Source organism: Pseudomonas sp. GW822-FHT03F08 (genome assembly GCF_058801265.1).
In genome coordinates, this window is the sequence record NZ_JBXANC010000004.1 from 381,037 (window position 1) to 403,714 (window position 22,678).

General features: G+C 61.5%; 18 protein-coding genes. 4 read left to right on the forward strand and 14 right to left on the reverse strand.

Annotated elements, in window-relative coordinates; genetic code table 11:
* Positions 1 to 35: 35 nt before the first annotated feature.
* The 7 genes from AC1RME_RS12180 to hutC form a co-directional block, all read right to left on the reverse strand.
* Positions 36 to 866 (reverse strand): quaternary amine ABC transporter ATP-binding protein, encoded by an 831-nt coding sequence (locus AC1RME_RS12180; protein ID WP_096819947.1) that lies wholly within the window; start codon positions 864 to 866, stop codon positions 36 to 38.
* Positions 863 to 1,714 (reverse strand): ABC transporter permease, encoded by an 852-nt coding sequence (locus tag AC1RME_RS12185; RefSeq protein ID WP_096819948.1) that lies wholly within the window; start codon positions 1,712 to 1,714, stop codon positions 863 to 865. Before AC1RME_RS12185 ends, AC1RME_RS12180 begins: the two co-directional genes overlap by 4 nt.
* A gap of 70 nt (positions 1,715 to 1,784) precedes the next feature.
* The gene (locus AC1RME_RS12190; protein ID WP_096819949.1) at positions 1,785 to 2,753 is read right to left on the reverse strand and encodes an ABC transporter substrate-binding protein; all 969 of its coding nucleotides are present in this window, start codon (positions 2,751 to 2,753) and stop codon (positions 1,785 to 1,787) included.
* Positions 2,754 to 2,823: 70 nt separating this feature from the next.
* The gene (locus AC1RME_RS12195) at positions 2,824 to 4,296 is read right to left on the reverse strand and encodes a purine-cytosine permease family protein (RefSeq protein ID WP_096819950.1); all 1,473 of its coding nucleotides are present in this window, start codon (positions 4,294 to 4,296) and stop codon (positions 2,824 to 2,826) included.
* An 82-nt stretch (positions 4,297 to 4,378) separates the two neighbouring features.
* Positions 4,379 to 6,061, reverse strand: a complete 1,683-nt coding sequence (gene hutU / locus AC1RME_RS12200; protein WP_493091283.1) for a urocanate hydratase — start codon at positions 6,059 to 6,061, stop codon at positions 4,379 to 4,381.
* Between the two features lie 421 nt (positions 6,062 to 6,482).
* A complete protein-coding gene (locus AC1RME_RS12205; RefSeq protein ID WP_096821981.1) occupies positions 6,483 to 7,052 on the reverse strand; it encodes a HutD/Ves family protein in 570 nt (189 codons plus the stop codon).
* 22 nt (positions 7,053 to 7,074) lie between these two features.
* Entirely contained in the window at positions 7,075 to 7,785 is a 711-nt protein-coding gene (gene hutC, locus AC1RME_RS12210; RefSeq protein WP_173861404.1) for a histidine utilization transcriptional repressor HutC, read from the reverse strand.
* A 145-nt stretch (positions 7,786 to 7,930) separates the two neighbouring features.
* Between hutC and AC1RME_RS12215 the strand changes: the two genes are divergently transcribed.
* Complete coding sequence (locus AC1RME_RS12215; protein ID WP_493091285.1) at positions 7,931 to 9,295, forward strand: formimidoylglutamate deiminase; 1,365 nt, start codon at positions 7,931 to 7,933, stop codon at positions 9,293 to 9,295.
* Between the two features lie 48 nt (positions 9,296 to 9,343).
* Here AC1RME_RS12215 and AC1RME_RS12220 read toward each other — a convergent pair whose 3' ends face one another.
* Complete coding sequence (locus AC1RME_RS12220) at positions 9,344 to 9,913, reverse strand: lipocalin family protein (protein WP_096821978.1); 570 nt, start codon at positions 9,911 to 9,913, stop codon at positions 9,344 to 9,346.
* Positions 9,914 to 9,944: 31 nt separating this feature from the next.
* The gene (locus tag AC1RME_RS12225; protein ID WP_007952486.1) at positions 9,945 to 10,199 is read right to left on the reverse strand and encodes a hypothetical protein; all 255 of its coding nucleotides are present in this window, start codon (positions 10,197 to 10,199) and stop codon (positions 9,945 to 9,947) included.
* Between the two features lie 282 nt (positions 10,200 to 10,481).
* Between AC1RME_RS12225 and AC1RME_RS12230 the strand changes: the two genes are divergently transcribed.
* The 3 genes from AC1RME_RS12230 (at position 10,482) to AC1RME_RS12240 (ending at position 13,107) form a co-directional block, all read left to right on the forward strand.
* A complete protein-coding gene (locus AC1RME_RS12230; RefSeq protein ID WP_493071430.1) occupies positions 10,482 to 12,374 on the forward strand; it encodes a methyl-accepting chemotaxis protein in 1,893 nt (630 codons plus the stop codon).
* Positions 12,375 to 12,505: 131 nt separating this feature from the next.
* Positions 12,506 to 12,778, forward strand: coding sequence for a type II toxin-antitoxin system Phd/YefM family antitoxin (locus AC1RME_RS12235; RefSeq protein ID WP_039764708.1), 273 nt, complete (start codon positions 12,506 to 12,508; stop codon positions 12,776 to 12,778).
* A complete protein-coding gene (locus AC1RME_RS12240; RefSeq protein WP_085698076.1) occupies positions 12,775 to 13,107 on the forward strand; it encodes a type II toxin-antitoxin system RelE/ParE family toxin in 333 nt (110 codons plus the stop codon). Before AC1RME_RS12235 ends, AC1RME_RS12240 begins: the two co-directional genes overlap by 4 nt.
* Positions 13,108 to 13,120: 13 nt before the next feature.
* On the opposite strand, the gene AC1RME_RS12245 is transcribed toward AC1RME_RS12240, so the two are convergent.
* From AC1RME_RS12245 to AC1RME_RS12265, 5 genes are all read right to left on the reverse strand, one after another.
* On the reverse strand, positions 13,121 to 13,723 hold the full coding sequence (locus tag AC1RME_RS12245; protein WP_096821976.1) for a DUF924 family protein: 603 nt from the start codon (positions 13,721 to 13,723) through the stop codon (positions 13,121 to 13,123).
* Between the two features lie 3 nt (positions 13,724 to 13,726).
* The gene (locus AC1RME_RS12250) at positions 13,727 to 14,737 is read right to left on the reverse strand and encodes a class 1 fructose-bisphosphatase (protein ID WP_096821975.1); all 1,011 of its coding nucleotides are present in this window, start codon (positions 14,735 to 14,737) and stop codon (positions 13,727 to 13,729) included.
* Positions 14,738 to 14,932: 195 nt separating this feature from the next.
* Complete coding sequence (locus AC1RME_RS12255) at positions 14,933 to 16,297, reverse strand: DUF3999 domain-containing protein (protein ID WP_493091288.1); 1,365 nt, start codon at positions 16,295 to 16,297, stop codon at positions 14,933 to 14,935.
* Positions 16,294 to 19,887 carry a DUF2339 domain-containing protein gene (locus tag AC1RME_RS12260; protein WP_493091290.1) on the reverse strand — a complete coding sequence of 1,198 codons (3,594 nt, stop codon included), beginning with the start codon at positions 19,885 to 19,887 and terminating at the stop codon, positions 16,294 to 16,296. Before AC1RME_RS12260 ends, AC1RME_RS12255 begins: the two co-directional genes overlap by 4 nt.
* A gap of 103 nt (positions 19,888 to 19,990) precedes the next feature.
* On the reverse strand, positions 19,991 to 22,441 hold the full coding sequence (locus AC1RME_RS12265) for a glycogen/starch/alpha-glucan phosphorylase (protein ID WP_493091291.1): 2,451 nt from the start codon (positions 22,439 to 22,441) through the stop codon (positions 19,991 to 19,993).
* Between the last annotated feature and the right edge of the window lie 237 nt (positions 22,442 to 22,678).

Genomic DNA, 22,678 nt, shown 5'->3' on the forward strand with positions numbered 1-22,678 from the left:
GCAGACGGTTCGACGCCTCGACGCGGGAACGAACCTCAAACCACCGCCGCCCGCCGCTGCACGAAGCGGTCGACATACTCATCCGCCGGCGAGTGCAGGATCTCTTTCGGCGTACCGACCTGGATCAGGCGGCCGTCCTTGAGGATCGCGATGCGGTTGCCGATGCGCACAGCCTCGTCGAGGTCGTGGGTGATGAAGACGATGGTCTTGTGCAGGGTCTTTTGCAGCTCCAGCAACTGATCCTGCATCTCGGCGCGGATCAGCGGATCGAGGGCACTGAACGCTTCGTCCATCAGGATGATGTCGGTGTCCGCCGCCAGAGCGCGGGCCAGGCCGACACGCTGGCGCATGCCACCGGAGAGCTGGTGCGGGTATTTGCTTTCGTAGCCTTTGAGGCCCACGGTGTTGATCCAGTGCAGTGCGCGTTCGGCGCACAGCTGCTTGGTCTCGCCGCGCACTTTCAGGCCGTAGGCGACGTTGTCGAGGACGGTCTTGTGCGGCAGCAGGCCGAAGCTCTGGAACACCATGCTGATCTTGTGCCGGCGAAATTCGCGCAGGGCTTCCATGTCGTATTGCAGGATGTCCACGCCGTCCACCAGGATCGCGCCGCTGGTCGGGTCGATCAGGCGATTGAAGTGGCGCACCAGCGTGGATTTGCCGGAGCCGGACAGGCCCATGATCACGAAGATCTCGCCGGTGCCGATGCTCAGGGACAAGTCGTTGACCCCGACCACGCAACCGGTTTCGTTCAGCACCTGATCCTTGGTCTTGCCCTGGCCGACCATCGCCAGGGCGTCCTTGGCGCGGTTGCCGAAAATCTTGAAGACGTTTTTGACTTCGATCTTGCTCACGGTTGCGTTGTTCATTTGCTCACCTCATGCCGTGGCCGACCATACGCCTGGGTAATGCGGTCGATGACCACTGCGAGAATCACGATCGCCAGACCGGCTTCCAGACCGCGTCCGACGTTGAGGGTCTGAATGCCCACCAGCACATCTTCACCCAGGCCACGGGCGCCGATCATCGAGGCAATCACCACCATCGACAGGGCCATCATGGTGGTCTGGTTGATCCCGGCCATGATGCTCGGCAGGGCCAGCGGCAGTTGCACGCCGAACAGTTGCTGCCAGCGGTTGGCGCCGAAGGCGTTGATGGCTTCCATCACTTCACCGTCGACCTGGCGGATGCCCAGATCGGTCAGACGGATCAGCGGCGGTGCCGCGTAGATCACGGTGGCGAAAATCGCCGGCACCTTGCCCAGACCGAACAGCATCAGTACCGGGATCAGGTACACGAAGCTGGGCATGGTCTGCATGATGTCGAGCAGCGGCATCAGGATCGAACGCAGGCGATTGCTGCGCGCCGAGAGAATCCCCAGCGGCACACCGATCAGCACCGAGATGACCGTGGCGACCATCATCAGCGCCAGCGTTTGCATCAGTTTGTCCCACAGGCCAACGGCGCCGACCAGGAACAGCAAACCGACGATCACGGCGGTGGTCACGACTTTGCGCGTGGCGTGCCAGGCAACGCCCGCGACGATGGCCAGCATCAACCACCACGGTGCTGCGCGCAGCAGGCCTTCAAGGTTGACTATGGCCCATAGCAGGGTGTCGGAGATGTGGCGGAACACATCGCCATAGTTGGTGACCAGCGCATCGACCCAACCGTTGACCCAGTCGGCGATGGAAAACGTAAAGCGTTCGGGAAACATAAGAGACTCTCAATCAAGGGGTTGCGATCAAGCGTCCGACTGCCGTTACCGGCAGCCGGTGAAGCTCAACCTACAAGGCCGCGTCGATTTTCTTGGCTGCGTCGTCGCTCACCCATGCGTGCCAGACCTCAGGATGTTCCTTCAGGAAGATCTTGGCCAGTTTTGGCGACTCGATCCGCTCCTTGGTCATGCGACCCAGGTTCTGGTTCAGCAGGTCGATCGGCAGGTTGACCTTTTCCAGCACGGCCACCAGCTCCGGCGCTTGCTCGTGGAAGGTCTTGGACAGGCCGACCTTGATGGTCACGGTCTTGTCGACGCCCGGTTTCTCTTCCAGTTTGACGGCGTCGATCTGGCCCATCAGCGGCGTTGGCGACCAGTAGTAGAACAGGATCGGCTCGCCACGTTTGTAGCTCGACAGCACGGCCGCATCCAGCGCAGGGCCGGTGCCCGGGCGGAAGTTGGTGTAGGTGCTTTCCAGGCCGTAGCTTTTCAGCATTTCACTGTTGTCCAGCTCGCAGGTCCAGCCGGCCGGGCAGTTGTAGAAGCGGCCCTTGGACGGTTCTTCGGCGTCCTTGAAGATTGCCGAGTATTTGCCCAGGTCAGCGATGTTTTTCAGGTCCGGCGCCTTGGCTTCGATCTTGCGCTTGGCATCGCCTTCGATCACGTAGCGCGGCACGTACCAGCCTTCAATCGCACCGACGACCGGCGCGCCGACACCGACGACCTTGCCGGCCTTCTCGGCCTTGTTCCAGACCTCGCTGCGGCCGACCCACTCTTCGGCGAACACTTGAATATCGTTGCTGCTCAGGGCGTTTTCCATGGTGATGGAGTTGCCCGGCAGGCTGTCGGTCTTGCAGTCGTAACCTTTCTCCAACACGACTTGCAGCACGTCGGTCAGCAACATCGCGCTTTCCCAGTTCAGGCCGGCGAATTTCACCGGTTTGCCGGATTCGCACCAGCCGGCAGCCTGAGTGGCGCCGGCACTGGCCAGCAGGCCCATGGACAGCAGTGTGGTCAGCAGGGTCTTGTTCGATTTCATTGTTGTGACGCTCCTAATCATGAGTTGGCTTACGGCAGTCAAGAGGCATCCAGCCCTGTCCACGTCCAAATCAGGCCTGCGCCGCAGCGCGACCGGCCCCGCTTGCTTTAGGTTGTACAACGCTGTTCTGCTCGACCGGCAGAATCAGTTGATCGGGCACGCTGCCGTGCCATTTCTTTGCGCACACGTAGTACAGCGCGGCAGGCAACACCAGGCCGATGATCCACGAGATATCCACATCACCCAGCGCGGCCACCAGCGGACCGGTGTAGAACTTGGTGGAAATGAACGGCAGCTGCACCAGCACACCGAACACGTAGACGCTGATACCAAGCATGTTCCAGCGGCCGTAGCGACCGTTCGGATCGGCCAGCGCCGGTACGTCATAGCGCTCGCGGGTGATGCAGTAGTAGTCCACCAGATTGATCGCGCTCCACGGCGTGAAGAACGCCAGCAGGAACAGGATGAAAGACTTGAACGCCCCGAGGAACGAGTGCTGGCCGAGCAGCGCCATCAGCGTCGCCGCACCCACGATGACCAGCACGAACACCAGACGCTGCAGGCGCGTTACTTTCAGGTCACCACGGAAACCGCTGATGATGGTCGCGATGCACATGAAGCTGCCGTAGGAGTTCAGGGTGGAGATGGTCACCTTGCCGAACGCGATGCTGAAATACAGCAGCGCAGCGGTGGCACCGGTCCCGCCCAGGCCGACGATGTAAGCCACTTCATGACCGGCGAACTGGCCGTTGGCCGAAGCCGCCGCGAACACGCCGAGGATCATCGCCACCTGCGCGCCAATCACCGAACCGGCACCGGCAGCGAAAAAGGTTTTCACCGAGGAAACCTTGCTCGGCAGGTAGCGCGAGTAGTCCGCCACGTAAGGGCCGAAGGCGATCTGCCAGGACGCTGCCAGCGACACCGCCAGCAGGAAACTGCTCCAGCTGAAGTGACGGATTTGCAAGAGTGCGCCGACATCCACCTGACTCATCAGACGGCTGAACAGATAAACGAAAGCAATCACGCCAATGGCACTGGCAATACGGCCGATCCAGTGGATCACCCGATAGCCGAGCACCGTGACCACGACGATGACGCTGGCGAAAAGAAGGATGCCGACAGTGTCACTGACACCAAACAACTGGCCCAGCGCCTGGCCCGACAGCACGGTGCCGGTCGCGGTGAAGCCCAGGTACATCAGGCACACCAGCACGATCGGAATCGCCGCGCCATAAACCCCGAACTGCACACGGCTGGAGATCATCTGCGGCAGGCCCAGCTTCGGACCTTGTGCCGCGTGCAGCGCCATGACACCGCCGCCCAGCAGTTGACCGATCAACAGACCGATCAGCGACCAGAACACATCACCGCCCAGCACCACGGCCAAGGCCCCGGTGACGATTGCGGTGATTTGCAGGTTGGCACCCATCCACAGGGTGAACTGACTGAATAGACGACCGTGTCTTTCCGCTTCCGGGATGTAGTCGATCGAACGCTTTTCGATCAACGGTTTGTTGCTTGCACGATCGGTGTTGCCAGCCATGATTCAACCTCTGTGGATTGTTCTGGATTTTGTTGTTGTATTGGCTTGAGCGGGAGCGAGCATGCTCGCTCCCGCCGGTTTTTTATTTACCGGTGATCATCGGCAGGTTCAGCCCTTGCTCCTTGGCGCAGTCGATGGCGATCTGGTAACCGGCGTCGGCATGGCGCATCACACCGGTGCCCGGGTCGTTGTGCAGCACGCGAGCGATACGCTCGGCCGCTTCATCCGTGCCGTCGCAGACGATCACCATGCCCGAGTGCTGCGAGAAGCCCATGCCGACGCCACCACCGTGGTGCAGCGAAACCCAGGTCGCGCCGCTCGCGGTGTTCAGCAGGGCGTTGAGCAGTGGCCAGTCGGACACTGCATCCGAGCCGTCCTGCATCGATTCGGTTTCGCGGTTCGGGCTCGATACCGAGCCGGAGTCGAGGTGGTCGCGACCGATCACGATCGGTGCCGACAGCTCGCCGCGACGGACCATTTCGTTGAACGCCAGGCCGAGCTTGGCGCGCTGGCCTAGGCCGACCCAGCAGATCCGCGCCGGCAGACCCTGGAAGCTGATGCGCTCGCGGGCCATGTCCAGCCAGTTGTGCAGGTGCGCGTCGTCCGGGATCAGTTCCTTGACCTTGGCGTCGGTCTTGTAGATGTCCTGCGGATCACCCGACAGCGCCGCCCAGCGGAACGGGCCGATGCCACGGCAGAACAGCGGACGGATGTAGGCCGGGACGAAACCCGGGAAGTCGAAGGCGTTTTCCACGCCCTCTTCCTGAGCCATCTGGCGGATGTTGTTGCCGTAGTCGAAGGTCGGGATGCCTTGCTTCTGGAAGTCGAGCATCGCCTTGACGTGCACCGCCATCGACTGCTTGGCGGCCTTGATCACAGCGGCCGGTTCGGTCTTGGCGCGGGCGCGGTATTCGTCCCAGGTCCAGCCGGCCGGCAGGTAACCGTTCAATGGGTCGTGGGCGCTGGTCTGGTCGGTGACCATGTCCGGACGCACGCCGCGACGGACCAGTTCCGGGAGGATTTCCGCAGCGTTGCCCAGCAGCGCGATGGAGATCGCCTTGCCTTCTTTCGTGTACTTGGTGATGCGCGCCAGGGCGTCGTCGAGGTCTTTGGCTTGCTCGTCGACGTAACGGCTTTTCAGGCGGAAATCGATGCTCACCTGCTGGCATTCAATGTTCAGCGAGCAGGCACCGGCCAATGTTGCAGCCAGTGGCTGGGCGCCACCCATGCCGCCGAGGCCGGCGGTCAGGACCCAGCGGCCCTTGAGGTTGGAGTTGTAATGCTGGCGACCGGCTTCGACGAAGGTTTCGTAAGTCCCCTGGACGATGCCCTGGCTGCCGATGTAGATCCAGCTGCCGGCGGTCATCTGGCCGTACATGGCCAGGCCCTTGGCGTCCAGTTCGTTGAAGTGTTCCCAGGTCGCCCAGTGCGGCACCAGGTTGGAGTTGGCGATCAGTACGCGCGGCGCATTGCTGTGGGTCTTGAACACACCGACCGGCTTGCCGGATTGCACCAGCAGGGTCTCGTCGTCGTTCAGGTTGGTCAGGCTTTCGACGATCTTGTCGTAGCACTCCCAGTTGCGCGCAGCGCGGCCGATGCCACCGTAAACCACCAGTTCTTTCGGATTCTCGGCCACTTCCGGGTCAAGGTTGTTCATCAGCATGCGCAGCGGCGCTTCGGTCAGCCAGCTCTTGGCGGTCAGCTTGTTGCCGCGTGCGGCGCGGATCTCAACATTGCGGAATTTTGTAGGCTTATTGTCAGTCACGAAAAAGACTCCTCAGCGATCAATTCAAACCAACCCTGGCGATGGGCAAGCGGCTTGTGCGCTTCAATGCGCGACAAGCGAATCAGGGACGCTGCGGAGAACCTCTAACGACTCATACGCATACGTCTTTACTTGTACATACAAGCATATGCAATCGAGCGGCCAACTTGTTGGAGGGCTGTTCAACAAAAATGCCGGGCACGGCTGGAGGACGCCTGAATCAAGGGTTGTGGCGTGTATGAATTTTTTCGCGGGGTTGGTTTGAGCAAGCGGGAGGCTGGTTCATGAGCGTGGTTTTGCGCCACGCTGGGGCGTTCGGTAACAAGTTGGTGCGCGTTCGGGAACGTCGGGATGAAAAAAACCGCCGTTTTCAACAGCCCTTACGGGCACTGTTCAAAGCGGCGGTTTTTCAAGGATCGGATCAGTGTGCAGTCAGTTCGATCACACAGCAGCCCGCGTTGACGGCGATTTCCACCAGACCGGTGTTACCGTCCAGTTGCAGGCAATCATGCCGGCCGAGTTGCGAAGCGCTGTCACCGACCGTCACTTCCAGCAACTCGCTGACGCTGAAGACGAGAACAGTGCCGGCGGAGCTGAAGAACCGTTGCTCGCCATCCAGCCACTGCAAACGCGCGCTGTAACGCTGCGGTGCGTAGATCAGGTTGAAATCGCGGATCGCGCCGCCGAGCAAGGTGCAGGACACCTGGCTTTCGCCGCTGAAGGCAAACGGGTCGAGGGGTAACAGCGGCCGAGTGTCGTCACCGTCGACACACAAGGTCATGCCGTCGCCCTGCAACACCGTGATCACCCGCTGATAACCGGTGAACGTCGAGAAGCCGCCGGATTCGGCGATGTCGGCAATCGACAGACGCCAGCCGAAACCGTCGAGACCGGCACCGGCGTCACGGGTGATTTCCTCGGTGCTGCCGCCGCCGTTTTTCCACGGCATGCGCGGGTAGCCTTCGGCGCGTAGAACCTTCAACTCGCTCATTTATGCTCTCTATTTATGCTTTTTATTTATGAAACCGACCTTCCAGACGATGACGGGAACCGGGGTGGATCAGGCGCGCTGCCGTCACCGGCTGACGGCCCGACCAGGTGCGACGGCGGATCAGCAGGCACGGCTCGCCCTTTTCAATCTGCAGCAATTTGCATTCGGTCGGCTCGGCGAGGATCGCTTCGACCACATGCTCGCCTTCGGTCAGCGGCGCAACCTGGTTGAGGTAGGCGTAAGGCGTTTGCAGAGTGAAGTCCTGCTTGAGGTATTCCGGGGCGACCAGCGCGTTGACGAAACGGTCTTCGATCTGCACCGGAATGTCGTTTTCGTAATGCACGATCAGCGAGTGGAACACCTTTTGCCCTTCGCGCATGTCCAGCGCCAGGGCGCGCTCGGAACCGGCGGCCTCTTCTTCCAGGGTGATCACCTGGCAGGTGTGGCGATGGCCACGGGAGGCGATTTCGTCGGCGATGTTGTGCACCTCGAACAGCGCGGACTGGCTCTTCGGCTCGGCGACGAACGTGCCGACGCCCTGCATGCGCACGAGCAGACCGTCGGCGGTCATTTCCCGCAGCGCGCGGTTGATGGTCATGCGGCTGAAGCCCAACTGGCTGACCAGCTCGCTTTCCGACGGCACGCGGTAATGCGGCGGCCAGTTACCACTGTCGATCTGCTGGGTGATCATCTGTTTGACGCGGGCGTACAAGGGCGCCGGACTGTCGCCCATGTTCGCGGCCAACGGAGAGACTGGAGGCGGAGTCGGCACGGTGGATCCCTGTTCATTGGATAAGGTTGCTAGCTTGCCGGAGTTTACCGGGCAGGCAAACGTCTGTATATGTATATACAAATAACACACGATGGGGTGCTGAACCATGTCCGCCTTCTTTGCCGAACGCGCGCTGCTGCCTAACGGATGGGCCAACAATGTACGTCTCGAGGTCAGCGCCGAAGGCGTATTGACCCGAATCCAGGCCGATTCCACCGCAGAAGGCGCCGAACGGCTGAGCGGTCCGCTGCTGCCGGGGATGCCGAATCTGCACTCTCACGCGTTCCAGCGAGCGATGGCCGGGCTGGCAGAAGTGGCCGGCAATCCCAATGACAGTTTCTGGACCTGGCGCGATCTGATGTATCGGCTCGTCGGAAAAATCAGCCCGGACCAGCTCGGCGTGATCGCCCGTCAGCTGTACATCGAAATGCTCAAGGCCGGTTACACCTCGGTCGCCGAATTCCATTACGTCCACCACGATCACAACGGTCAGCCGTATGCCGATCCGGCCGAGCTGGCGTTGCGTATCAGCCAGGCCGCGAGCTCCGCCGGCATCGGCCTGACACTGTTGCCGGTGCTCTACAGCCACAGCGGTTTCGGTGGCCAGACACCGAACGAAGGCCAGCGCCGCTTCATCAACAGCACCGAAAACTACCTGAAACTGCAATCACGCCTGCAACCGCTGCTGGCTCAGGAAAAGGCTCAGTCGCTGGGATTGTGTTTCCACTCGTTGCGCGCAGTCACCCCACAGCAGATCAGCGAAGTGCTGGCGGCCAGCGACAAGCAATGCCCGGTGCACATCCACATCGCCGAACAGCAAAAGGAAGTCGACGACTGCCTGAGCTGGAGCGGTCGCCGTCCGCTGCAATGGTTGTACGAGAACACCGAAGTCGATCAGCGCTGGTGCCTGGTGCACGCGACCCACGCCAATCCGGAAGAAGTCACGCTGATGGCCAAGAGTCGCGCCATCGCCGGCCTGTGCCTGACCACCGAAGCCAACCTCGGCGACGGGATCTTCCCGGCGGTGGATTTCCTGGCTCAGGGCGGACGCATGGGTATCGGCTCCGACAGCCATGTGTCGTTGAGCGTGGTGGAAGAATTGCGTTGGCTGGAATACGGCCAGCGTCTTCGCGATCAACGACGCAACCGTTTGTACAGCGCGGATCAGCCGATGGTCGGCCGCACGCTGTACGACGCGGCACTGGACGGTGGTGCTCAGGCGCTGGGCCAGCCGATCGGTGCACTGGAAGTCGGCAAACGCGCCGACTGGATTGTGCTCGATGGCAGCGACCCGTATCTGGCGACGGCCAGCGGTGACGGGATCCTCAACCGCTGGCTGTTTGCCGGTGGCGACCGTCAGGTGCGTGACGTGCTGGTCAACGGTCAGTGGGTCGTTCGTGACGGGCGACATGCCGGGGAGGAGGACAGCAATCACGCCTTCACCCAAGTCCTGCGAGACCTTTTGGGCTGACACAAAAAAACCTGTGGAGGGCAACCTCCACAGGTTTTTTGTTGCGCGTCAGTTGGACGTCTTGGCCATCTGCTGATCCGATGCGCGCCAGATCAACCGCGTGGTGTCATAACCCTGCTGACGCGCCTTGCTCAGCAGTTCTTCGCGCACCACACCGTTGACGGTCGGCGTGCGGGACAACAGCCACAGGTAACGTCGGCTCGGGTCGCCAACAATGGCGGTCTTGTAGTCGTCACTGACGTACAGCACCCAGTATTGACCCTTCGCCGAACCCGGAATCAGCCGCGAGAACCAGGTATCGAACTCGACCCACAATTTGTCGGTCTTGCCCGGCACCTGTGGATAAGCCTTGCCCTTGACCTCTTCCCACTGCCAGTCCTTGGTCAGGCAACGGTTGAACACGCCGAGGTTGCCGTCAGGCTGGAGGCTGTAGCGGGCTTCGGATTGAGCGCAATTGCGCTGGAAATACATCGGCAGCCGCGCCAACTCGTACCAGGTGCCCTGGTAACGCTTGAGATTGACGCTGTGGACTGTCTTGGGCGCCAGCGGATCTTCACCGGTCGTGGCGCAGCCGGCCAATACCAGGCCGGCAAAAAGGACAAGCAATAACCGCTTCATTGTTTTTCTCCCGTGGGCGCGTAGCCCCGGTTTACTTCAGGCCTTGGCCGGAAAACATCAACACTTTGTCACCGGCGTACTGCACGCTGATAAAGCTGTTCTTGTCGCCCCAGGTGCAACTGGACATGCCGAGCGCGCCCGAGCAATCGGTGGGCTTGCCGAGCAGCGTCTCCACTTCGGCCTTGGCCATCCCGGCCGAGAGCTTCGAGTAGTTTTCCTGATTGACCTTGCTGCATGCGGCCAACAGCACGCAAAACGACAGAAGGGCGATAGATCGCAGCGACATGGTGTAACTCCTGGAACGGAAGGGGGATGGCATGGCGCCAACCAGAAGCTTAGAAGAGAAAACCCCTGTCTGGTTCCCTGGAGCACTGGCTATTTGTTAGCCCGCTCGTCCGGCATTCATCGGTAAATCAGACACTTTGTAGGGCTATTGAGCATTTCGTCGCCTTTAGCAAAAGCTGCCTAATCTTTGGCGCGCAGCGGTCGAAATAAGAGCAGCGCAAAGCCCGATAGTGTGGCAAATTGCCGCCCTTTCTTGACCAGCCCCTTCGCGGTAGCTCACTTAATGACCAGAAACATGAAATTCAGCCACAAGATCTTGTTGGCTGCCGCCCTCGTGGTGGCCGTTGCGTTCGCCTGTTTCATTTTGTTCAACGACTATCGACAACGCGAAGCCCTGCAAACCAGCACCGAAGCGTCAATGCAGGAACTGGGCAGCCTGACCACCAGCAACATCCAGACCTGGCTGGAAAGCCGCATTCAATTGCTGCAATCGATGTCGCAGCAGGTTGTCGCCGACGGCAACGCCCCGGCGAGCCTGAAACGCATCATCGACCTGCCCGCCTACACCGGCAATTTCCAGCTCAGCTATTTCGGCGGTGCCGACGGCGTGATGTTCTCGGTCCCGGCCGGCAACCGCGCACCGGATTACGACCCGCGCGCCCGTGGCTGGTACAAGGCCGCGAACAGCGCCCAGCAGACCATCGTCACCGAACCGTACATTGCCGCCTCGTCGGGCAAACTGGTGATAACCGTTGCCACCCCGGTGCAGCGCCAGGGCCAGATGATCGGTGTGGCCGGTGCCGACATCGATCTGTCGAGTGTCAGCGCAATCATCAACTCGCTGAACTTCGGCGGCCATGGCCACGCGTTCATCGTCAGTGCCGACGGCAAGATCCTGATCCACCCGGACAGCAAACTGGTACTCAAGACCCTGGCCGAGGCCTATCCCAACGGCGCACCAAAAGTCAGCCCGGGCCTGAAGGAAGTCGAGTTCGACGGCAAGACCCAACTGATCTCCTTCACCCGCGTCAACGGCGTACCGTCGGCCGACTGGTACGTGGGCCTGGTGCTGGACAAGGACACCGCGTTCTCGATGCTCAGCGAGTTCCGCACCTCGGCGCTGATCGCCATGATCATTGCCGTGGTGATCATCATCGCCCTGCTCGGCATGCTGATCCGCGTCCTGATGCAACCGCTGCTGACCATGGGCCGCGCCATGCATGACATCGCCGAAGGCGAAGGCGACCTGACCAAACGCCTGACCATCCACGGCCACGACGAATTCGGCGCGCTGGGCTTGTCGTTCAACCGCTTCGTCGAACGTATCCATACCTCGATCCGCGAAGTGTCCTCGGCCACTGGCCAGGTCAACGAAGTTGCCCTGCGCGTGGTCGCGGCGTCCAACTCGTCGATGTACAACTCGGACCAGCAAGCCTCGCGTACCAACAGCGTGGCCGCCGCGATCAATCAACTCGGCGCCGCCGCCCAGGAAATCGCCCAGAACGCCGCCCTCGCCTCGCAACACTCCAGCGACGCGCGCAGCCTGGCCGAAGACGGCCAGCAGGTTGTGGATAAAACCATCCACGCGATGCAGCAACTGTCGGCGAAGATCAGCGATTCCTGCGGCAACATCGAAACGCTGAACAGCAACACCGTGAACATAGGGCAGATTCTGGAAGTGATCACCAGCATCTCCCAACAGACCAACCTGCTGGCCCTCAACGCCGCCATCGAAGCAGCCCGTGCCGGTGAGGCCGGTCGTGGTTTCGCCGTGGTGGCCGACGAAGTCCGCAACCTGGCGCACCGCACCCAGGATTCGGCACAGCAAGTGCAGAAAATGATCGAAGAGCTGCAGGTCGGCGCGCGTCAGGCGGTCGGCATCATGACCGAGAGCCAACGCGAGAGCGAAAGCAGCGTCGGCATCGCCAACCAGGCCGGCGAACGCCTGGGCAGCGTGACCCAGCGCATCGGCGAAATCGACGGCATGAACCAGTCGGTGGCGACGGCAACGGAAGAGCAGACGGCCGTGGTCGAATCGATCAACGTCGACATCAACGAGATCAACACGCTGAACCAGGAAGGTGTGGAGAACTTGCAGGCGACTTTGCGCGCTTGTGCGGATCTTGAGCAGCAGGCTGCGCGGTTGAAGCAGTTGGTAGGCAGCTTCAGGATATAAGGCGTCCGAAGCCGTCTTCGCGCTTGAACCCGCGAAGACGGAACAACATTCGACACGCTTGTCACCTCGGCCTGACTCAGGACTGAATTAAGACTAAACTCAGTCCTAGTCCACCGAGCGAGGCGCAGCCCGTGAAGCTTTCATCCCAGATCAAACCCATCAGTTACCTGAAAAGCCATACCGCCGAAATCGTCAAAACGATTAGCGAAAGCCGTGAGCCGCTGGTGATTACCCAGAACGGCGAAGCGAAGCTTGTAGTCATGGACGTCAAAAGTTTTGAAGAGCAGGAAGAAACAATGGCTCTGCTCAAACTGCTTGCCATGGGTAATCGAGAAATTGAGGAAGGCAAGTACAGGGACGTTGAAGACGTTTTCGCAGAGCTGGACAGGATCGACCCCCAATGAGTTTGAAGGTCGTTATTCTTCAGTCCGCCGAAACAGATCTCAAAGATCTTCGCACCTACCTCATCAAACAGTTCTCACCTCAAACCTGGCATAGCACTTATGCCAGCTTGAAGGTCGCTATTCGCAGTCTCGCATCCTTACCCTATTCAGGTTCCATTCCCGAAGAAATAGAAAGGCTGAACCTTGGTCAATATCGACAAGTCATCTCTGGCTTGAATCGCATTATTTATGAAGTTCGAGAGCAGACCATCTATATCCACATCATCGCCGATACGAGAAAAAACCTGCCTGCACTCTTGATGAAGCGTTTGCTTCAAGGCAATCCCTGAGTCTGATGCAGCTTCAGAAACTCGACCCCGGCTGCGAAAGAAACGCCAGCTCCTCAGCCGTAGACTCCCGCCCCAATACCGCATTGCGATGCGGAAACCGCCCAAACCGCGCAATCACCCGCTGATGCCGCTCGGCATAATCCAGGTTGTCGGCAAACACCCCGCGCTCCGCCTCCGGCTGTTCAGCCACCAGTTCGATGAATCGCGAGACCGCTTCATTCTGCACCGCGAGGTTTTCGCAGTGTTCGAAGACGAGGTAGATGAAGAGTCGCTGGATCGGCTTCAACTGCCGATCGAAATCCGCCGCGATGCCTTGGGCAACCAGCTTCTGTGCCCGTAGATCACCAGAGAAAGCCTTGGGTGTATCGCGAAAGATCATTCGCGGGAGTTGATCGAGCAGCAGCACCACCGCCAGCCAACCATCGGGACGTTGCGTCCATTCGGTCAATCCGCCAGCGAGGGCCTGATCGACAAAGACCCCGAAACGCTCACGCGCTTCGAGGTCCTGGCTGTCTTTCTTGCCGAACCACAACTTGCCCTGTTGCGCCGTCACTTCAGTGGCCGATTCGGAATGACCGAACCACCAATCGAGCAACGGCTGCCAGGGCGCGATCATGGTTTATTCCTTGTGGTAAGCCGTGGCGCGAGCGACTTCTTCTTTCGAGCCGAGGAACACCGCTACGCGCTGGTGCAGGCCTTCAGGCTGAATGTCGAGGATGCGCTGGTGACCGTCGGTGGAAGCGCCGCCCGCCTGTTCCACCAGGAACGACATCGGGTTGGCTTCGTACATCAGGCGCAGTTTGCCCGGTTTGGACGGCTCGCGGCTGTCGCGCGGGTACATGAACAGACCGCCACGGGTCAGGATGCGGTGCACGTCGGCAACCATCGCCGCGACCCAGCGCATGTTGTAGTTCTTTTTCAGCGGGCCTTCTTCACCGGCCAGCAGTTCCGAAACGTAGCGCTGTACCGGGGCTTCCCAGTGACGCTGGTTGGACATGTTGATGGCGAATTCCTGGGTGCTTTCAGGAATGGTGATGTCTTCGTGGGTCAGGACGAAGCTGCCCATTTCGCGGTCCAGGGTGAAGCCTTTGACGCCGTGGCCCAGGGTCAGCACCAGCATGGTTTGCGGGCCGTAGATGGCATAACCGGCGGCAACTTGCTGGGTGCCTGGCTGCAGGAAGGCCTTCTCATTCAGAGGCTCGTTCTGGCTCAGGTATTCGTTCGGGCAACGCAGTACCGAGAAGATGGTGCCGACTGGTGCGTTGATGTCGATGTTCGACGAACCGTCCAGTGGGTCGAATACCAGCAGGTAGGCGCCTTTCGGGTATTTGCCCGGGATCTGGTAGGCGTTGTCCATTTCCTCGGACGCCATGCCGGCCAGGTGACCGCCCCATTCGTTGGCTTCGAGCAGAATTTCGTTCGACAGCACGTCGAGCTTCTTCTGCACTTCACCTTGCACGTTTTCAGTGCCCATGCTGCCCAGAACGCCGCCCAGGGCGCCTTTGGACACGGCGTGGCTGATCTCCTTGCAGGCACGCGCCACCACTTCGATCAGGAAGCGCAGATCGGCAGGAGTGTTGTTGCTGCGGGTCTGCTCAATCAAATAGCGACTCAGGGTAACGCGGGACATGGACGGCTCCGGTGGAATGGGGGGCTAAAAACCCGCGCAGTTTACAGGGAGTCTGAAACCGTAGCGAGCAATGACGCCCGGTAACGTGCGTCGGGTGCAATTCCTGCTATCAGACGTGATCGAACCGAGAGAGTTCAGGCACCGGATTCAGCGTAGTTGGAAACCCGACGGGTGTAGAGGCCACACCCGTCATATTCAGGACTTGGCCGGCGGCTTGCGCAGCAGACTGAAGGCCATCGCGGCCAGAAACAGCACACTGAGCAGCAACACCGCCCACAGGCCGAATTTCTTCCAGTTGGTGTCGGTTGTGGCCGTCGAGGTGGCTGTCGACGTCTGGGTCGCTACCGCTTCACCCTGCACCGTAGCCTTTCCCAATGCGGCCAGTTTCTCCGGTTTGAAGTCGGGGATCAGCGTGGTCAGCGGCAGGTTCGCCGTTCTCACCGTCGGATTGCCCAGCGCCAGGCTGTAGGGCCCGTCGCCGCGTGCGAGGAAGATCACCTGGGTGGCGCGCACCGCGTACTTGACGCTCGGCGCCTGCTCGCCGAGACCGCCGCCGCGTTCGTCGACCGTCAGTTTCAACTGCTGGACGGTCTGCCCGTAAAGCTGCAATTCGTTCTGCACCACGTCCTGGCCATTCTGGGTCAGGCGATAGAGCAAGCCGCTGCTCAACGGCTGCCACGGCAGACTGGTTTCGCGGCGTCCCGACAGCGTCACCGGCGCCAGGCTGTTGGGTTGCTTCAGCTCAACCTGGACCCGCTCGATATTCAGCCCCATCGGCAACTGCCAGGTGTACTCCCCGGCCTTGGTGCTGCTGCCGGCCAGCGCTGGCGACCAGACGAGCGGCAGCGGCAGGTTTTGCGGGTCGCTGCTTTTCAACTGCGCCGACGTCAGGGTCGGGGCCGCATTCGGCGAATCCCACAACAGGCGCAGATAACGCGCCGATTGTCCCGGCAACGCGACTTCATGCTGCTCGATGCGCTCATCGGAAAAGGTCAGGCGCGCGACCTGGCCTTCGCCCCAGGCTTGCCAGTGCTGCAAGTCGTCGCTGGCCTCGATGCTGAAACGCTGGAAGCCGTCGCGCTCGCTGGTCCAGTCGAGGATCAGTTGCTGCAACGGTGCCTTGATCGCACTGGCATCCAGCAGCCAGCCGCGCAGCACCTCTTCCCCCGCTTCCAGTTGGCTGGATGGCTGCACTTCCACCAGCGTGCCGGTAGTCGTGGACTGCACCCGCACGCTCGGCGCGCGCTCGGTGGCATCCGCCGAGTTGTACAGCGGGAACCACTTCACCGTGTTCAACTGGCCGTCGTCGCGGGTCTGCGCTGATTCCCGGGCCAGCGCATACGCCTGGGGCTCTCCGGCGGCGTTGAACACCCGCAGGTCGCTGAGATCGGTCTGACGCGCCTGCAACTGCACGCTCAGCGGCAGTTCGAGGCGATACCACGGGCCTGCGCCACTGACCGACAACGGCACCTGTGCGGCGAAGTCCGCCGGTTTTTCCTGGGCGCCGGCCGTCATGGCCACGCCCAGCAACAGCCACCCCAGATTAAGCTTGCGACTCAAGACGACACTCCTTCGGTTTCCGGGGCCGGTTTGTCCGCCTCCGGTGCAGCTTCGACGCGTTTGGGCGGCAGCGGCGCGAAGTAGCCCACCACCAGCAGCAACACGCCGACGCCGATAAACGAGACGATCCGGGCCAGCCCGCCACGGTTGCTCAGTTCGACAAAAATCAATTTGGCCACCACCAGCGCAATCAGCGCCGCACCGATCAGCCACACTTCGCGGCGATGACGCAGATGCCCGCCGATCATCAGCCCGAGCGCCATCAGCGTCCAGACGATGGACAACCCGGCCTGCACCAGCATCGACTCAAGCAACAGGTCCAGCTCGAACGGAATCCCCGCCCAATGGTGCGCGGCGCGGGTCACCATCGCGGTGCAGAACGCGAACAGCGAAACACCGGCGATCAGTTGCGAAGCGTGAGCGGCGTAATCCTTGCGGATCGACAGCTCGGTGACCGCGCTGCGTGACCAGACATAGACGCTGAACAACGCGATCAACAGGCCCAGCTCCAATGGGTTGATCAGCGGCACGTAAGGCAGCGGTTCGGCGTTGCCGTCACTCACTCCATTCGCCAGCCAGAACCAGACAAGCATCAACACCGCCAGCGGCGCCGCCGCGTACAAGCGGTACTCACGAGGGAACGCCGCCACCGGCCACGGCCAGTTGTGCGGCGCAGCCATCAGCAACAGATACACGCTCGGCAGAATCGCCCAGCCCAGCCAGCGCCAGGCGTTGTATTGCTCGGACAACAGCAGCAGGCCGTAGCGCAGCTCCAGCGCCAGCACGCCGATCAGCAGCCAGCAGCCGAGCACATGCGCCGTGCTCAAGGCCCGCGCCGGCAACATCGGCGCCAGACGCCGCAGGCTGAAGAAATGCACCGCAAACACTGCTGCCCACGCCAGCCAGCCGAAGTTGGCCGCCGGGTGATAACGCGAGTGCCACGCAGCGAGCAACACCAGCCCGGCTGCCGGTATCAGCAAGGTGCAGAGCAAACCAAGCGAAGGCCATTTCAGACGCAATGCCAACAGCGCCCACAATGCGATGCTCAACGCGGCAACCAGCAGCAACAGCGTTGCCTGCAGATTCAGCGGCGCAAAGCGCAGCACTTCGCTGACCCACGCCAGCGCCCACCAACCGGCGCCCCACACCAGCAACACTTCGGACAATCGCTGCAAACTCAGCACATCGAACGCCGAAGCGTGATTGCCCAGTTGCAGGCGCCACGCCCCGATCATCGCCGCCAGACCCAGCACCAGCGGCGTCCAGAACCCGCCATGGGCCAGCGGTCGCAGACCTTCGCTGGACAGCGGCCCGAGCAGCTCGGGACCGGCCAGCAAAAACGCCGCGCCGCCGATCAGTTGCAACAGCAGACCGAAGACAAAACTCACGCGCTGCTTGAGGTACAGACTGAGCCAGATAATCAGCAATCCACTGGCCGCCCACACGGCGCTCGCGGTTTGCCACGGCAGGACGAACAACACCGCCAGATTGATCAGCACCAACCCCGCCAGCAGCACCACCGACAAACCGCGCAACAGACGAACATCGTTGCGCACCATCTCGTCACGCGCCGCCAGCAGCATGCCGGCGATCAACGCCAGACCGATCAGCGAGGCGCTGAGTAAACCGCTCCAGCCGGCGCTGAACACGGCCGCCGAATCCTCGCCCGCCCCTTGCAGGCGCAACAGGAACAACGCACCACCCAGCAACTGCACGGCAAACGCGGTGAACAGGAACGTGCGCGATTGCAGGCGCAAGCCGACGAACAAGGTCACCAGACCGGCCAGCGCCCAACTGATCGCCGTGCCGTGGGTGAAGAAAAACAGCGGTGCCAGCAGATAGAGGAACGTCAGACCGAGACTCGCCAATACCGGCAAGCCCTGCCGTTCCCAAGCCGAGGTGTATTCCGCCGGGGCTTTGCGCAACTGATAGAAACTGAACAGCAGCGCGATGCCGAGCATCAGCGCGCCCAGCGGTGCACCGTCGAGCAGGCTGCTTTCGCCAACGCGCAACTGGCTGAGAAACGCCAGCGCCGAACCGAGTTGCAGCAGCAATGCGAAGGCCCGGGCAAACGGCCGGTGCTGACGCAGGCCGAGCCAGAAAATCCCCGCGCCCTCCACTGCCCAGGCAGCAGATGTCCAGCGCGCATCCAGCCCCAGTGGAATCGCCAGGCTGGCGAAAATCACCCCCAGCGCCAGGCAAGTCTCGCCCAGCAACAACGCCCGGCCGCCCATCAGCACCCGAGCGAGCGTCATGTAAATCATGCCCAGTGCCAACGCACTGAACGCGGCGGCGAACTCCAGATGCTGCACCAGCGCGAATTGCAGACCGAAACCTACCAGCGGCGGGCCGAACAGCATCGTGCCATCGACGTAGTCACCCTTGCGCGCCGACCAATTCAGCAGCGCCTCGCGATCGTTCTCCGCCGGGGCGTCCGGCATGTCCAGCAACTTGCGTCGGGCGAACAGCAGACCGATGGCCAGGTACATCATGAAGAACAGAATCAGGAACGGCTCGGTGCTCCACAGCAGTTCCGGCGCATACGAACGCACACCCCAGGCGAAACCGATGCCGAAGGTGCCGGCGAAACCGATCAGGTTGAGCAGGCGCCAGGCCTTGAACCAGGCGATGGCCAGGATGCCGGCGTTGAGCAGCGCGAAATAACTGAACAACGCGACATGATTGCCGGCGCCGGTGGAGGTCAGGATCGGCGCGGCAAAACCGCCCAAGGCCGCAACGCAGGCCAGGGCGAGGGAGTCCTGGGTGATGGCCAGAATGGCCGAGAACACCGTCACCGCTACCAGCAACCCCAGTGCAGCAGACGGATCGAGCAACGGGTGCAGACGCATCGCCGCGAACACCGTCAGGTACAACACCGCAATCCCGGTGCCTTGCAGCATCAAGGCGTAGCTGCTGTTGCGATGGCGCAGCCACCAGCCCAGCGCCAGCAACCCCAGCGCCGCTGCGGCGACTCCGGCATAGCGCATTTCGATCGGCACCACCATGCCTTCGGTGGCGTAGCGCAGCAGGAAGGCCAGACCGAAAAACAACAGCACCACGCCGACCCGCAACACGGTGTTGCCACCGAACAGCCAGTTGCGCGCAGCGCTGATGCCGCGCTCGATAAGGTTCGGGCCACGGGGTTCCGCGGGTTGCTGCGGTTCGGGAAGGTCGGCAGTAACGGCGTCGAGACGCCAGACATCGGCCGGCAGCGGCTGACTAGCTTCGCTGGCGACGGCAGAGAGAGGTTCGAGTTCGGGCGGCAGCTCCCAGACCAGGTCGGGGGCCGGCGCTTCTTCGACGACATCGACGGGCTCGACCAAAGGCTCGGGGGCCGACTCTACGCCTGGCGCCGGCACCGCGTGAGAAGGCGAACCCTCCAGCAGATACAGACGCTGCGCGACACCCTGCAAAGCCACCTTCGCCTGTTCAAGTTGCTGCTGTTGCTCCGCCACCTGCGAGCCGAGCCGCATGATGCGGATAGTCTGCCCGATTGCCAGGCCCAGCAACGCGCCCAATAGCGCAGAACTGAACGATTCGTCGAGCAGCCAACCGAGCAGCAGCCCGATCAACATGAACATCCATTGCATGGTCGATATCCCTGAGCAGCCCCGAAGCGGGGCCGAACCAGGGCTCAGTATATCGGCCCGGCCCAACAAGCGTGGGGGCCGGGCGCACATTTGTCGCTAAAAGTTACTCCAGTGCCTTCCAGATATCCGTGGCGTACTCGCGAATCGTCCGGTCGGAGGAGAACCAGCCCATCCGCGACGTGTTCAACACCGCCGAGCGCCACCACTTGTTGGAATCGTGCCAGAGCGCATCGACGCGCATTTGCGCCTCCCAGTAGGAGTCAAAATCGGCGCAGACCAGGAAGCGGTCGTAATCCACCAGCGAATCGATCAGCCCGGTGTAGCGCGACGTGTCATCCGGCGAGAACACACCGCCGCGAATCGCCTGCAATACATCGTTCAAACGATGGGAGGCGGCGATATCCGGCACCGCGCTGAACTCGTGGTTCTGCTTGCGCGCTTCGACCTGCTGGGCACTCAGGCCGAAGATGAACATGTGTTCGGCGCCGATGCGCTCGCACATTTCCACGTTGGCGCCGTCGAGCGTGCCGATGGTCAGCGCGCCGTTGAGGCCGAACTTCATGTTGCTGGTGCCCGAGGCTTCGAAACCGGCGGTGGAGATCTGCTCCGACAAGTCCGCAGCCGGAATGATGCTTTCCGCCAGGCTGACGTTGTAGTTGGGCAGGAACACCACTTTCAGCAGGCCCCGCACGGTCGGGTCGTTGTTCACCACGCGGGCGATGTCGTTGGTCAACTTGATGATCAGCTTGGCCTGGTGATAACTCGCCGCCGCTTTGCCGGCGAAGATTTTCACCCGCGGCACCCAGTCGATTTCCGGCTCGGCGCGGATCGCCTGATACAGCGCGACGGTGTGCATCAGGTTGAGCAACTGGCGTTTGTATTCGTGGATCCGCTTGACCTGCACGTCGAACATCGCCGCCGGGTTGACGGCGATCCCCAGCCGCTCGTGGATCAGATAAGCGAGGGCCTTTTTGCTGTGCAGCCGTTGCTCGGCGAAGGCTTTGCGGAAGGCGGGTTTCTCGGCGAAAGGCTCAAGATCGAGCAGACGCTGTTCGGGGTTATCCAGAACGTCCGGGCCGAGGGAATCGACCAGCATCGATGTCAGCTCCGGGTTGGCCTGGTACAGCCAGCGGCGGAAGGTGATGCCGTTGGTCTTGTTGTTGATCCGCTCCGGGTAGAGCTTGTGCAGTTCGGCGAACACGGTCTTGCGCATCAGTTGCGTGTGCAGCCCGGATACGCCATTGACACTGTGCGAGCCGAGGAACGCAAGGTTGCCCATGCGCACCCGGCGGCCATTGTCTTCTTCGATCAGCGACACCGCGCGCAGCACGTCGAAATCGTGGATGCCCTTGGCCCGCAGCGAATCGATGTGCTGGGCATTGATCAGGTAAATGATCTGCATGTGCCGGGGCAACATGCGCTCCATCAGCCCCACCGGCCAGGTTTCCAGCGCTTCGGGCAGTAGCGTGTGGTTGGTGTACGACAGCGTATCGACGGTGACTTGCCATGCCGCATCCCAGGCCACGTCGTAGACGTCGACCAGTTGGCGCATCAGTTCGGCGACGGCGATCGAGGGGTGAGTGTCGTTGAGCTGGATCGCCGCGTGATCGCCCAGGGTCAGCACCGAGGTGTGCATGTTGCGATGACGGCGCAGCAGATCCTGAAGCGAGGCGGCGACGAAGAAGTATTCCTGACGCAGGCGCAATTCCTGGCCGGCCTCAGTGCTGTCCGCCGGATAAAGGACGCGGGAGATGCTTTCGGCCCGGGCCACTTCGGCGACGGCGCCCAGGTGGTCACCCGCGTTGAAGCGCTCCAGGTGCAAATCTTCCATGGCCCGGGCCCGCCACAGGCGCAAGGTGTTGACGCTCGCCCCGCGCCAGCCGACCACCGGGGTGTCGTAGGCAATCGCCCGGACAGTTTCCGCCGGGTGCCAGACCTGTTTGCTCTTGCCGCTGACATCAGTGACGGTCTCGACACTGCCGCCAAACCCGATGGAATACACAACCTCCGGCCGTTCGAATTCCCACGGGTTGCCGAAATCCAGCCAGTGCTCGGTCTGTTCCTGCTGCCAGCCATCGACTATCGCCTGACGGAACAACCCGTGTTCGTATCGGATACCGTAACCATGACCGGCGATGCCGAGGGTCGACATGCTTTCCATGAAGCACGCTGCCAGCCGTCCGAGGCCACCGTTGCCCAGTGCCGCGTCAGGCTCCAGCAGGCGGATGCGCTCCAGATCCACGCCCAGTTCGGTCAATGCTTCACGGGCGACGTCGAGCAGGCCGAGGTTGCTCAGGCTGTCGTACAGCAAACGACCGATGAGGAATTCCAGCGAGAGGTAATACACCCGCTTCTGACCTTTGCGGTAGATCTGCCGGGTGTGGTCCATCCAGTGCTCGACCATGTGATCGCGCGCCGCCAGGGCGATGGCTTCGAACCAGTCATGGTCAAAGGCGTGATCCGGGTCTTTGCCCACCGCGTAGGTGAGTTTGGTCAGGACGGAGTCGCGGAATGCGGCCACCTCTGCTTCGCGAACTAGTGGTTCTTGAGTCATCGATAGGACCTCGAGCGAGCGGGGAATTGTCAGAGCCTAGACGGTCTGACCGACGGTGTTGGCTCTGGTTCGGCAGTTTTTCCTGAGAGTGAGCGTTCGTCCGGCACTACCCTGGCGAATGCCTGAATGAATGCAGGGGCCGTGCCGAATTGCCGACCTTGGTCGCGGCATGAATAAAAAATCTGGCGAAAGGTTGTTCAAAAATCCACCAGTCCCGGTATGATCGCGCGCCCTGAT

What these genes read in the sequence shown, in the direction of transcription:
- AC1RME_RS12180 (WP_096819947.1), bottom strand. Translation starts at nt 866, where the DNA reads ATGAACAACGCAACCGTGAGCAAGATCGAAGTCAAAAACGTCTTCAAG.
- AC1RME_RS12185 (WP_096819948.1), bottom strand. Translation starts at nt 1,714, where the DNA reads ATGTTTCCCGAACGCTTTACGTTTTCCATCGCCGACTGGGTCAACGGT.
- AC1RME_RS12190 (WP_096819949.1), bottom strand. Translation starts at nt 2,753, where the DNA reads ATGAAATCGAACAAGACCCTGCTGACCACACTGCTGTCCATGGGCCTG.
- AC1RME_RS12195 (WP_096819950.1), bottom strand. Translation starts at nt 4,296, where the DNA reads ATGGCTGGCAACACCGATCGTGCAAGCAACAAACCGTTGATCGAAAAG.
- AC1RME_RS12205 (WP_096821981.1), bottom strand. Translation starts at nt 7,052, where the DNA reads ATGAGCGAGTTGAAGGTTCTACGCGCCGAAGGCTACCCGCGCATGCCG.
- hutC (WP_173861404.1), bottom strand. Translation starts at nt 7,785, where the DNA reads ATGGGCGACAGTCCGGCGCCCTTGTACGCCCGCGTCAAACAGATGATC.
- AC1RME_RS12215 (WP_493091285.1), top strand. Translation starts at nt 7,931, where the DNA reads ATGTCCGCCTTCTTTGCCGAACGCGCGCTGCTGCCTAACGGATGGGCC.
- AC1RME_RS12220 (WP_096821978.1), bottom strand. Translation starts at nt 9,913, where the DNA reads ATGAAGCGGTTATTGCTTGTCCTTTTTGCCGGCCTGGTATTGGCCGGC.
- AC1RME_RS12225 (WP_007952486.1), bottom strand. Translation starts at nt 10,199, where the DNA reads ATGTCGCTGCGATCTATCGCCCTTCTGTCGTTTTGCGTGCTGTTGGCC.
- AC1RME_RS12230 (WP_493071430.1), top strand. Translation starts at nt 10,482, where the DNA reads ATGACCAGAAACATGAAATTCAGCCACAAGATCTTGTTGGCTGCCGCC.
- AC1RME_RS12240 (WP_085698076.1), top strand. Translation starts at nt 12,775, where the DNA reads ATGAGTTTGAAGGTCGTTATTCTTCAGTCCGCCGAAACAGATCTCAAA.
- AC1RME_RS12245 (WP_096821976.1), bottom strand. Translation starts at nt 13,723, where the DNA reads ATGATCGCGCCCTGGCAGCCGTTGCTCGATTGGTGGTTCGGTCATTCC.
- AC1RME_RS12250 (WP_096821975.1), bottom strand. Translation starts at nt 14,737, where the DNA reads ATGTCCCGCGTTACCCTGAGTCGCTATTTGATTGAGCAGACCCGCAGC.
- AC1RME_RS12260 (WP_493091290.1), bottom strand. Translation starts at nt 19,887, where the DNA reads ATGCAATGGATGTTCATGTTGATCGGGCTGCTGCTCGGTTGGCTGCTC.
- AC1RME_RS12265 (WP_493091291.1), bottom strand. Translation starts at nt 22,441, where the DNA reads ATGACTCAAGAACCACTAGTTCGCGAAGCAGAGGTGGCCGCATTCCGC.